This is a genomic window from Nostoc linckia z4, assembly GCF_002608075.1.
Taxonomy (GTDB): Bacteria; Cyanobacteriota; Cyanobacteriia; order Cyanobacteriales; family Nostocaceae; genus Nostoc; species Nostoc linckia.
Map to the genome: position 1 here is coordinate 181391 of NZ_LAHA01000001.1, position 12007 is coordinate 193397.

At 39.8% G+C, this 12007-nt stretch carries 9 protein-coding genes; 3 read left to right on the plus strand and 6 right to left on the minus strand.

All coding sequences use genetic code 11. The annotated features are described in order from the left end of the window. Positions 1 to 316: 316 nt before the first annotated feature. Together VF06_RS00790 and tmk are read right to left on the minus strand one after the other, a co-directional pair. Positions 317 to 808, minus strand: a complete 492-nt coding sequence (locus VF06_RS00790; RefSeq protein WP_099072632.1) for an orange carotenoid protein N-terminal domain-containing protein — start codon at positions 806 to 808, stop codon at positions 317 to 319. Between the two features lie 317 nt (positions 809 to 1125). After that, entirely contained in the window at positions 1126 to 1761 is a 636-nt protein-coding gene (tmk, locus tag VF06_RS00795; protein ID WP_099072631.1) for a dTMP kinase, read from the minus strand. A gap of 387 nt (positions 1762 to 2148) precedes the next feature. On the opposite strand from tmk, the gene VF06_RS00800 reads away from it, so the two are divergent. After that, complete coding sequence (locus tag VF06_RS00800) at positions 2149 to 4008, plus strand: ABC transporter substrate-binding protein (protein ID WP_099073149.1); 1860 nt, start codon at positions 2149 to 2151, stop codon at positions 4006 to 4008. Between the two features lie 153 nt (positions 4009 to 4161). Beyond that, positions 4162 to 5079, plus strand: a complete 918-nt coding sequence (gene rnhA, locus VF06_RS00805) for a ribonuclease HI (protein WP_099072303.1) — start codon at positions 4162 to 4164, stop codon at positions 5077 to 5079. Between the two features lie 129 nt (positions 5080 to 5208). On the opposite strand, the gene cruG is transcribed toward rnhA, so the two are convergent. Further along, on the minus strand, positions 5209 to 6438 hold the full coding sequence (gene cruG, locus VF06_RS00810) for a 2'-O-glycosyltransferase CruG (protein ID WP_099072302.1): 1230 nt from the start codon (positions 6436 to 6438) through the stop codon (positions 5209 to 5211). 117 nt (positions 6439 to 6555) lie between these two features. Next, positions 6556 to 7464 (minus strand): gamma-carotene 1'-hydroxylase CruF, encoded by a 909-nt coding sequence (cruF, locus tag VF06_RS00815; protein ID WP_099072301.1) that lies wholly within the window; start codon positions 7462 to 7464, stop codon positions 6556 to 6558. A 445-nt stretch (positions 7465 to 7909) separates the two neighbouring features. On the opposite strand from cruF, the gene VF06_RS00820 reads away from it, so the two are divergent. Then, positions 7910 to 8359, plus strand: a complete 450-nt coding sequence (locus tag VF06_RS00820; protein ID WP_099072300.1) for a hypothetical protein — start codon at positions 7910 to 7912, stop codon at positions 8357 to 8359. Positions 8360 to 8519: 160 nt separating this feature from the next. Here VF06_RS00820 and VF06_RS00825 read toward each other — a convergent pair whose 3' ends face one another. Next, positions 8520 to 9293: an MlaE family lipid ABC transporter permease subunit gene (locus VF06_RS00825; RefSeq protein WP_099072299.1), complete on the minus strand. Its 774-nt coding sequence runs from the start codon at positions 9291 to 9293 to the stop codon at positions 8520 to 8522. Between the two features lie 1354 nt (positions 9294 to 10647). Continuing rightward, positions 10648 to 11793 (minus strand): SpoIID/LytB domain-containing protein, encoded by a 1146-nt coding sequence (locus VF06_RS00835; protein WP_099072306.1) that lies wholly within the window; start codon positions 11791 to 11793, stop codon positions 10648 to 10650. Positions 11794 to 12007 lie beyond the last annotated feature (214 nt).

The window sequence follows — 12007 nt, forward strand, 5'->3', positions numbered from 1 at the left end:
ACCATTTCTAGAGACGGGATTCATCGCGTCTTAATCCAAGGATATGTTGTAATCATTAATTGAATTGGTAAGTAGGTCAACTTAATTAAACATAAAACAATGGTAGTGGCGTGACAAGTTTTAAATGTTGCAATAGATTTTATTGTGGGATGGGTGTCCTCACCCGTCCGGGCAAGCAGTATGCCCACCCCACAAGAGTTTCCTAATGCACTATTTTAGCTGTGTCAGTCCACTACATTTATTGACATCTACGTTGGCTTTTGCCTGACTACACAAATAATTTCAGATATCAAACCGGATTCCTATATGTAAATCCCTAAATTTCTGCGCCTGCTTTCGGTTCTGTACCCATTGGGGCAGCATAATCGCGGAAAAGAGTAATTTGTTGTTCAAAAGGTAATGCTTGAATTCTGCTAAACAGCGCTTGAGATCCTGAGCTAAGTTGATAATCTCCAGGTACAGAAATAATACTACCATTGTTCATACCTTGAGCTAATAGATACCAAAACAGTACCTTTGTAGTATCGCCTAAAGACCCATATTGGCGAGAAATTTGACTATCAACTTTGTTAATCAAATCACGCTGAATTTGTAATTGTTGTTCTTGGGATAATTCTTTAACTTGATTAAATAAACCTTCAGCAATGTCTGAAGAAGCTGTACTAGCACCAGGGGCAGCTGGAGTAATTGATTTACCGATTTCTTTATAGATAAACCAAAACAAACCTAGCTGTTCATCTACATCTAATTTTTGCCAAGCTTCTACATGTTGACGAATAGTTGGGTCGCCAGTTTGTGTGTATGTCATTTTTAACTCCAATTGCAATTAACTAACACTTACAAAACTTACGTAGCGAGATTATTTATTGAGGTGGGGAATTAGGTATGAGGCATGGGGCATGGGGCATTTTTTCTGTCCTATGCTTCATGTGCAGCCCAAATCCTTAATTTTTTGTTTCTCATGCGTAAGTTTTAATTTAGTGTTATTTGCAACCTTATCAAATCTAGATCTGGAGTTTTACCCTACTGAGGACAGATGTATTTGAATCATAAAGAAGAGGAATTTAGAAACAAAATATAAATAAATTGGGGGAAGTATAGGTAACATCAATTCAAATTTTGACATCACACTAGAAGATGTGAACGCAAAATTTCTTGAATTACTTGTTGTACAGCTTGTTTACTCAAGCTACCATCTACCCGCACAATTCGTGAGGGATGGGATGCAGCTAAGGAAGCGTATCCTTGCTGAACGCGGCGATGAAAAGCAATTGTCTCTTGTTCAATGCGGTCTAAAGATTGCAGTGTAACGTCTTTACTTTTGCGGGACAGTCCCACCTCGACATCCACATCCAGCCAGATGGTTAGGTCACTTTCCAAGCCACCAGTGGCTATATAGTTGAGTTGATTGATTAAGTCCATGTTCAGACCCCGACCATATCCTTGGTAAGCAATGGTAGAGTCAGTGTAGCGATCGCATAAAACATATTTCCCTACTGCAAGATTAGGCTTCAGTTCTTGTTCAACGTGTTGGGATCTATCAGCAGCATACAACAACAATTCTGTCACTTCCCCAACTGGCTTATCTTCTGACTTTTCTAATAACAACCGCCGAAGATCCAAACCTAATTCCGTTCCCCCTGGTTCGCGAGTTACTACCACAGAAATTCCTAGACTTTCCAACCACTGACAACAAAGCTGTATTTGGCTGGTTTTACCGCAGCCTTCCACACCTTCAAATACAATTAGTTTTCCACCCATGCTTTTTGCTGCAACAATAGCGCCCACTGTAAAATCTTACTATTTGGAAGTTGCAAGTAAAAAAATATTCGATTGGTGGGGTTGACGGTTGACTGTTAAGGGTGCGTTCGTCCGAATGAAATATGAGTCCTATAGTTTATTTTTTTGCATCACTTAGTTATAGGACTTACGCAATGCCGATATTGTCATTGCCACCGAAACGGAGTGTAGGGAAGCAATCCCAGCGTCAGTGAGGATTACTTCCCTATCCCTCGTAATGACGGAATTACGTTATTTTTGCGTAAGTGCTGAGTTAATTATCAACACATGTAGAAATTCTCTCTACACTCGTAGTATTACCAGACCTGAAAATTAGATTATCATCTTCAAAAATAGACGAACTATTCTATGTTGACAAGTTGCCAGCAGGTTATAGAAAAATTAAATATTAATATTGAACTGTTTTTTGAAAATTTAGAAAAAGGTTCAAATAAAAAGCAATTAATTGAACTCGATAAAGAAATTATTTGTCAATCATTATTGGGAACTTCTCGACAACAAATAGCTAAATTTTTACATTTACCAGAACAAAGAATTCGGGATAGATTAAGTAATAATATTTATCCTAGAATAGCAGAATTAATGCAAATTGACCAAGAACAAATAGCTGGTAACTGGGTCAAGCTTTTGAATTTTTTACTAGATGGCGATCGCGGATATAAATTGAATGCTCCTCTTCAACTAAATAATGATAACTTTCAAGGAAGTTTTGGCAGGCAAATTTTTCTTTATCCCCAAAATCAAGATGTTGTGGAATTACAACTCCAAGCAACAAAATTTTATCAGCAAGGACTTTATTACCAAGCCTTAAAATGTTTTATCTGGGCTTGGAAAAAAGAAAAAGAAATTTATCATACAGGTAATCCTGAAGTTTTAATTTACATTAATAATTGTTTAATTGAATATAAACAATCTTTTTTAAAAGATAAAAAAATCCAAATTTATACTGTAGCTGTGGTTGTTCCATTTTATCATAACCAAGGACAGGTGGCTGCGGAAATTTTAAGAGGAGTCGCTCAAATTCAACTACAAATTAATATTCAATCTTTTCAAAAAATTGCTTTAGAAAAAGAAATAAATTTAGCTGATATTATACCTGAAGGATTTTTCAGTTTAAATCATACAGATAATCAAATAGCCTTGAGGATTTTAATCGTCAATGACCCTAACAATTTATATGCTTCATATAGCCAAACAGCAGAAAATCTAGCTTCTTTAGCACCACAATTAAACTTGATTGCCATTATCGGTCATTATTCAAGCGAAATGACTAAAAAAGCACTACAGTTTTATTCTCAAAATGGATTAGTTTTAATCAACCCTAGTAGTACTTCTAATGAACTTTCTCATTTATCTAGTGGTGAAAGCTTATCATTTTTTAGACTGACTACTCAAGATAACATCAATGCAACACAATTAGGTCATTGTTTGATTGAAAAATTTACAGGTAAAAGTGGAATCAAAGTAGCTATTTTTTATAACAAAAATAGTAGCTATAGCACTTCATATAGAAATAGCATTAAAAATATTTTAGAAAATTATCAGGAAACTTTTATTTTACTTAAAGAATGTAGCTATATTAGCGATAAATACTACCATATCCAAGCTTATATTGAAGAAATTAAACAAGATGGTGTCGAGGTTATTATTATAATTCCTGATGGGGGAATTGAACCGAACTCTCTAGATAATGCTGGTTTGATTAGTAGATTAAAATTGAATAAATGTATGATAGCTGGTTCAGCAACTTTCTACCACGAAAATGTTTTACATTGGATTCACGAGCAAAGCCAATATAATACAGCAGCTACCAACGAGTGTCAAATTATAGCTTGTGTTCCTTGGCATTGGCACAGTGAAAAAAATGGCTGTAATAGTAAAAATCAAATAGGGCAGTGTTTTTGTCAAATAGGAACTCAATTATGGGGAACAGAAAATTTATCGTGGCGCAGTGCAACAGCCTTTGATTCGGTGTTAATAATTTTCAGAATTGTGGAATTATATCAAATTAAAGATAGCCAATCTTTATTGATAAATATGAATAAACATTTTAAAGAACAGAAAAAATCGGTGAAGGGAGTTACAGGAAATATTGAATTTAGAGAAAATGGCGATCGCTTCAATCCCCCAACAGAAATAGTAGCAGTAAAATGGAATGCACAACAGCAAAAATGGCAATGGACAATTGATAACAAAATTCAGATGTAGAGACGTTGCATTGCAACGTCTCTACAAGGATTTTGATATCATACAGAATCCTTTTCAGTGTAGGCATCGGTATCTTGTTTGCTGTGCTAATCTTTATTAGCTTCCGCTTTCGCCGTTCACAATTCTTTGTTTAGCGTTCTGTGCTTATTGAATATGTTAACTACGTCCACCCAACTAACAATCGAAAGCATATACACAGACGGTGCTTGCACCGGTAACCCCGGCCCTGGTGGCTGGGGTGTTGTTGTCTACTTCAGTGATGGCTCAATTCACGAAATGGGCGATGCATCCCCCCACACCACCAATAATAAAATGGAAATGCAAGCGGCGATCGCTGCTCTCCAATTTTTGCAAACATCTCAACAAGCCAAACCCATCACCCTTTACACTGACAGCGAATATCTAATTAACTGCGTTACCAAGTGGGTGAAAGGCTGGAAAAAGAAAGGCTGGAAAAAATCAGACGGTAACCCCGTCCAAAACCAAGACCTTTTGGAAATTTTAGATGAACTAAATAGCGAACAAGTAAAATGGCAATATGTCAAGGGGCATTCTGGTAACATCGGTAACGAACGTTGTGATGCGATCGCTCGCAGCTATGCCAGTGGTAAAATCCCTTCCTTACAGCAATTGTCTTCCACAAATGTTTACAAAAATTTACCTAATACAAATGAAATAAATGTAGCAAAAGTAGCTGATTATGACAAAAGTTATAGAATAATTAACCAAAATACACAACAAGTCACTACTTCTGCACCAGAAAGAACCATTATGGAACCATCAACCGGGCCAGCTGCGGCCGCAACCGACGAAAAATCCTCAGAAATTAGAGTCTTGCAACTCCGCAACTTGGTCGAAACTCTACGCATAGCTGACGAAATATCAGAAAAAGGTTACTTAATCACCAGTTCCGAATTAGCAGATTTAATGGATGTCCACGCCAGCGCTGTTACCAGTAGGGGAGATCAATGGCGTTGGCGAAATTGGATAGTGTCACGAGTCCGCCGTGAAGGAAATCAAATTCTTTGGGAACTAGAACGGGGAGATCGAGTAGGGACGGAAGAGGAGTGAGGGGGATGGGGGGATGGGGAGATGGGGAGATGGGGGAAAGGTTAAAGGGAAAAGGGGAAAGGGATAAATTTAACCTTTCCCCCTTACCCCTTTCCCTTTCACCATATCCAATGCCCCATGCCCCATGCCCTACCCACCATATACTCTTCCCCGCCATTGACGTGGGGTGCGGAATGCAGATAAGAAGATTCGTAGCACTGCTAGGGGATCGGCGAAAGGGGAAAGCCAGAATAACCAGCTTGCTTTGGCACTATGGCGATCGTAGGAAGGTGCGATCGCCAATAGCATACCAAAGCGAATCGTCAGTAGGAATAAATTCAGACCCACTAGGAGAATTGAGGGGGTGGGTAGAGACGCAATTAATGATGGTTCTAGTGAGTGGGAAAGAGAAATTAACAAGAAAGTCAAAATTATTAAAAGTGGTAAACCTTGGACTGCAAAAAGTAGCCATAAATCTGCCCACAGCTGAGAAGGAGAAGTTGCATCTTTGAGGTCTAGACTGCGTCCCCATTCCTTCCACGTTTCCATCGCCCCTTCATACATCCGTACTTTTAGTACTTTTGCGCCATCTAAAAAGCCTACTTTATAACCTTGGATAGCAATATTCCGTGCCAAGGTGACATCATCACAAAAAGAACTACTGGCGCTGCTGTAACCACCCACAGCTGCTAAAACTGAACGACGACACAAAAAACACTGGCCATTTGCCATTACCCGTTCTGGCTGTTGTGTATTAATGCCGGCTGGGTCAAATCGGTAAAGCAAAGTCATCAACAAAGCCGGTTGTAGCCAGCATTCCCCTGGATATTTGAGAATAAACTGGGGCGAAAGGGAAACTAAGTCATAACCTTGTGCTTGTGCCGTCTTTATTAACCCAGCCACCAACCCCGGATGCGGTTGAATATCAGCGTCCAGCCCCAGAAACCATTCACTACCTTCAGAACTATATAAAAAACCATTATGCAACGCCCAAGGACGACCCACCCAACCAGAGGGTAAAGGGTCATCTGTCATCAAGCGAAAGCGCGGATCTGTTTGCTGTATTGCCTTGACCAAATCCGGAGTTCCATCACTGGAATTGCTATCTACAACAACAACTTCCCGAACTTCATAGCTTTGGCGACTCAAACCAGCCAAAAGAGGGCTAATACGAAGCGCTTCATTCAGTGTAGGAACAACAACACTCACTTTACCCAACATTTCCGGCGTCGGCTGTTGCGGTTTTATTGGTGGATGGCGTCTGGGCCCCTTCACCAAACGCGAAAGTAGAATCCCCGTTGCTGGTACTTGGATAAGCAGCAATAAAAGCGAGATGGCACTTTCTAGTATTAAGTTGTCAAGGAATTGGGCATTGGGCATTGGGGGTGTTGACTGTTGAGTGTTGACTGTTGATTGTTGACTGTTGACTGTTGACTGTTACAGAGGAATTATTTTCCTTGTCTCCCTTGTCTCCCTTGTCTCCCTTGTCTCCCTTGTCTATTTCAAAACAACTTTAACGCTGGCTGCTGGGGCTTCTTGAGGTACTGGTTCAATGGCAACTTGAGCGGGTGTGGTTGAACTTCTCAACCACAGTGTCACGGCGGGAATTACGCCTAGCACTGAGCCGAGTAACACGGGGATGAAGAAGCCACTTGCTAAGCTGAGTCCGGCGGCAAAGGCGAAGTTACTTAAATAAATTGCTAAGGGGAGATTAAGTTGCGATCGCTCTAATTTTATCGAGGTTTTTCTCCACAATAACCCTGCGATACTCATAAATAATGCACTAGTGCCAAACCATCCTGCATAGTTCTGGTAAGGTGTTCCAAAGAATTCTCCTGGTTGTTCCCAATACCAAAAGGGTAGAGAAGATTGACTCATTGCTGGTTCTAAAGCAAAGTCCCAGCAAGTGAACAGCAACGCACCAACGGCTACAGCAGCAATATGCCGTGCCAAACTCGGTTTTTGGGCTACCTGCAAACCACATCTGGCTATTAAGTAAGATGACAAGCCAACATAAAACCAAGACAAAGGAATTGTGAAAGGAACTAGCCCACCAATTTTGTAACCCAAGCCACTCAAATAACTATAATCACCAAATGGAAAACCTGTACTGGTTCCTAATAATTCACTTCCTAGAGAAATAAACACAGCCGGGAGCATAAATGCTAGCCAAGTTCCTAATCCCAGCGTCCGGTAGGCATAAATAGAAACTGCCACTGTTCCTAAGATAATATCAACTACACCGCCGCTAGCCATACTTAACCCTATGGCAGTTTCTCCAACCTGGGATAAATTGAAAATTATGTCGGCATGAGGTAAGACCAGTAACATCCCTGCTAACCCAAAAGCCTTTGACAATATATGAGCAATGAGGCATACGCGCTCAACAATAACAATTTGTCTCATGATTATTCCTTAACTAAGATGTGACACACGGCTACTCGGCTGCTAATAGTTTACAAATCTTTATCAATATATTTAACTACTTTGTGCTGTAATTCTCAAACTTGTTTGCGTTGCTTGACAAAGCATGGCAGGCTATAAGTGAAACTAAGTCTCCATAGTAGTCCTAAATCATTTGGGGACTTCCAACTAAAAAAATATTCCACAGAAGAGTGTTGACGGTTGACGGTTGACAGTCAGCAGTCAACGACTTGAACCGGAATAATTTATTTTTTGGATTTCCCTTGTGAAACCTTACTGTCCAGGCTGTTGTTTGACCGAAACACCAAACTTTCGACTCACCACTGGTCTCTATTGACTACAGTCAACAGTCAACAGTCAACTACCACCACTGGTATCGACTTAGTAATGAAATAACGCTTTAGCCCTGTACTGGTGATATCAACCCATGCCAATTTTGAAAAGAGTTCCTTGGGTGTCCCTAGCGGTAGTGTTGCTTAGCTACAGTACTTTGGGCTGGGTAATATCTGAAACACATCCTCCTCTGTTTGTATGGCCAGCGATCGTAGTTTCTATCTTGCTGTTAATACTAATTTTGACAACTCCTTGGCCAAAGGTGACATATTACTACACTCTTTTGTTTGAATCAAATGTCAGAGCTTTTGGAGTTGCCGTGTTAGCGGCTTTCTTGTTCTTTATTATGCTTGCTTGGTTTAGAGTCTTTCTTGATACCTTACTGATTATTTCAGCAACTATATTACTCAGGATAGACTTTCAAGTAGCTGAACTCAAGAGAAAACTAGCTTTTTGGAGTGCGTCTCTTGCTTCATTAACTGGTTTGGTCTTGGGTGCGCTGATCTACAAATTAGTAAATTCTGAAATTTCACTAAAATTCTGAAATCAAGAGTTATAAATGACAGCTTAAAAGTTAGAAATTTTAGGGACTTCCAAATAAAAAAATATTCCCTAGAAAACAGTTAACTGTTAACTGTCCACAGTCAACAGTCAACAGTCAACTACCATCTGCTGTTGTTTATTTTTTGGAGTTCCTTTATTGTTTAAAACCCAATGTTTTCAAACAGCAACACAGACAGAAAAAAATCTGTGATAAAAATTGACACCCAACTAGTCACAACTGCTTTTGTTGCTGATTCTCCTACTTCTTTTGCTCCTCCCTTAGTAGTTAATCCCCAATTACAGCCAATAACAGCAACTAGCATCCCGAAAATGAACCCTTTGAGTAAAATAATGAACAAATCTGAGGGTTCTAGAAAATCTCTGACTGATTCTAAAAAAATTTCTGGGACAATTTCGTAAAACTGCCATGCAGCAAAAACTCCGCCGATGAGACCCATCATTAAAGCAAAAACTGTCATTAAAGGTACCATCAAACAACAAGCAATTACTCTAGGAAGTACAAGATAATCAATGGGATCGGTTTTGAGCATATAAAGTGCATCAATTTGCTCTGTGACTCGCATTGCACCTATTTCAGCTGCAAAAGCAGAACCTACTTGTCCCGCCATAATACTAGCGGTCAAAATTGGGGCCAATTCTCTGCAAAATGCCAATGCAAAAGCACCCCCCACAACATTGACCGCACCAAATCGCACTAATTCTCTCGCTGTTTGAATAGTAAAAATCATTCCTGCAAAACCGCCCACAAGCAAAACTGGGGAGATAGAACCCGGCCCAGCAGTCACTAGATGTTGCATAATCTTGCGGTAATAGGTTTTACCTTGGAGTAAATGCAGCCACACTTGACCAAAGAGCAGTAGTGCAGCAAAACAGCGTACAATCCAATATTGTTCAAAATTTGTTTTTGGTTGCAATTCAAAGAGTTGGAAATTTAATAATATTTCTCATAATGTAATGTTAATAATCATTTATGAACAGTATAAGATATACTTTTTTTGTGTTGCTATTAATACTCTCATTTTTATTAGCATTTCCAGCTTTTGCATCGGTGTGCCGTAATTACAATGGTCATCAGATTTGTATTCTCAGTATTAATCGTAGTGCTAAAAACTATTGGGAATACAGGGCATCTGTCAGTGTAGATGGAGTAAAAACGCCCATTGAGGTTTACAATTGCCGTCAACGATTTAAGATTCAACAAAATGGAACTATTTTGCCTTTCGAGGAAAATAGTGCTGGTGAAATGATATGTAGTTTTTTTAATTCTTCTGGGCGCTAAATACCCGCCAGATAATTAAAACGGTGAAACCTAGATAGGCTAATACAGTTAACCATTCTTGCCAGCTACCAGATATATTGTTCATCAGCAAAAGCCAAAAATAAATACTTTAGGACTTACGCAACTGGCATATTATTTTAAGTTTGTAGTAAGGACTTTAGTCCTCTAATAAGGACTGAAGTCCTTACTACAAGCAAAAAAAATTGATTTTTTGTGACACTTGCGTAAGTCCTGTACTTTTATAAGGGAACTCCGAAAAATAAACAACAGTACATAGTAGTTGACTGTTGACCGTTAACAGTCTTCTGTGGAATATTTTTTTACTTGGAAGTCCCTAGCAGGGAACAGGGTAATTGCTCTCAAACCTGTTTAATTTTACTTTTTACTCAGCACTGTTTCGCTGAAATTATCAAATACTGTTTCTTTTGTGCCCCTGAGTCTTGTGTAAACTGCTAGTTGCCTGCTGTATTTTGCTCATGGGGTTGGAGATCAAAATTACTCTAAAAATTTTTCACTAATTTTCCGGAACCAACAATACTAGACTGGTATTACATATCAGAGCATCGATAATTATACTGAACTTCTATAACTAGCCTACGGGTAATATAGCCCCATTATTTCAAAAGCCCAGTTATCAAAACTGGGCTTTTGGTATTTAATATTACGTCTGGTTAAACACTTGGGGACTTGGAAGTAAAAAATCAGGACTTACGCAAAAATAACGTAATTGGGTCATTACGAGCGATAGCGTACTCCTACCCAGAAGCAAGCTACGCACAGCGTCTGGTAGAGAAGTAATCCCCCCTAACGCTGGGATTGCTTCCCTACACTCCGTTTCGGTCGCAATGACAATATCGGCGTTGCGTAAGTCCTAAAAATATTTTATTGCTATTGTTGACTGTTGACTGTTGACTGTTGACTGTTAACTGTGAACCGTCAACAGTCAACAATCAACACTTTAAGTTCCCTAGTTAACTACAAAAGTAAGCTTACTTAGCCTGAATTGGGGTTAAAGCTACACCTTTGTAATAATGTCCCAAAATTTGCAGGTGGTTGACTCCTTGGCGAGCTAAATTGTAGGCTCCCCATTGACTCATACCTAAACCGTGGCCGAAGCCAAGCCCTTGGAGAACAAAGCTACCATCTGCTGCTTTGGAGACGCTAAAACGGGTACTTTTGAGTTTGAGGGCTGTCCGTACTTGTTCGCCTTGTAAGACTTTCGTGCCTTTGTTGCCGACGATTTTCAAGACTTTGACGCTTCTAAAAGGCGAAAATGTTTCTGGAACCATCGCCGTTACACTACCCACTTCAGGAAATTTAGAGCTAATTTCACTGGGCGAAAAGGTTTTGACCCAATTACATTCGCTGATATTTTGGTCGTAATCTTGGACAGCACGTAGGTAGGGTAAGGAATTTCCCCATACATCTTCGACATTTTCGGTATGTCCGCCAGAACAAGCATGGAAAACTGAGAGAATAATCTTGTTTTTATAAGTTAGAACTTGCCCTGCTGTTTCATCCACTGCTTTATAAGTAGCAGGAGATTCACTAATTACACCTTTGTAAATTTGCCAGCGATCGGGGGTGTTGCCTAAATCGTAAACAGGATTATTCCGTTGTTTTTCTCGTTCGTAAAGGGCATAGGTACGGGCTGCGATCGCCTGGGCTTTCAAAGCTTCCACAGGCCAACTAGCACTCATTTCACCACCAAGAACGCTGTAGAGATACTCTTGGTCGTCAACCCAGTTAACAGCAGTTAAACCATTTTCTGTGGGGACAACCAAAGTTCTGCCCCGATACCAGCGATCGCCAATGTAAACAAATCCTTTACCTGTCGGCTCAATCCAAAATAAACCAGACTGCCATTTATCTAAAGCCACTCCACCAGGAACCGCTTGGGCATAAAACGCACTCATGGCCGGTAATTGTCCCAAAGTCCGGCCTGTACTATCCTTAACGATTCCAGTCGTGGAACTGCCCACTTTTACTTGATTAACTCCCCTCTCGATTGCTACGCGCAAGATTACAGCCGCTTGAGCTGGGGCAACCAAAGCTATCCATAAAAGAACGCTTATCCACCAGTGACGTATTTTAATCTGGGAAACTAAAGAGCCTAAGTAAAGTTGGAATTTCATGCTGGTCATCTAAACATCACATTAGTATTGGTTTGACGCTCTCGATTCTGGCGTCTACTACTTTAAGATGAGACACTTCTCCAACGCCGGAGGTTGCCACCTTTTACTAATTATGCATTTATGTTTAGTTATCAGATGGCAGCCCTAAAGAAATACTTGCCAAAACATTACAGTCTTTGGCAATTTCTTTAGGCAAATCCAACAAAATATTGTC

What these genes read in the sequence shown, in the direction of transcription:
- tmk (WP_099072631.1), bottom strand. Translation starts at nt 1,761, where the DNA reads ATGGGTGGAAAACTAATTGTATTTGAAGGTGTGGAAGGCTGCGGTAAA.
- rnhA (WP_099072303.1), top strand. Translation starts at nt 4,162, where the DNA reads ATGTTAACTACGTCCACCCAACTAACAATCGAAAGCATATACACAGAC.
- VF06_RS00800 (WP_099073149.1), top strand. Translation starts at nt 2,149, where the DNA reads ATGTTGACAAGTTGCCAGCAGGTTATAGAAAAATTAAATATTAATATT.
- VF06_RS00820 (WP_099072300.1), top strand. Translation starts at nt 7,910, where the DNA reads ATGCCAATTTTGAAAAGAGTTCCTTGGGTGTCCCTAGCGGTAGTGTTG.
- VF06_RS00835 (WP_099072306.1), bottom strand. Translation starts at nt 11,793, where the DNA reads ATGAAATTCCAACTTTACTTAGGCTCTTTAGTTTCCCAGATTAAAATA.
- VF06_RS00790 (WP_099072632.1), bottom strand. Translation starts at nt 808, where the DNA reads ATGACATACACACAAACTGGCGACCCAACTATTCGTCAACATGTAGAA.
- cruF (WP_099072301.1), bottom strand. Translation starts at nt 7,464, where the DNA reads ATGAGACAAATTGTTATTGTTGAGCGCGTATGCCTCATTGCTCATATA.
- cruG (WP_099072302.1), bottom strand. Translation starts at nt 6,438, where the DNA reads ATGCCCAATGCCCAATTCCTTGACAACTTAATACTAGAAAGTGCCATC.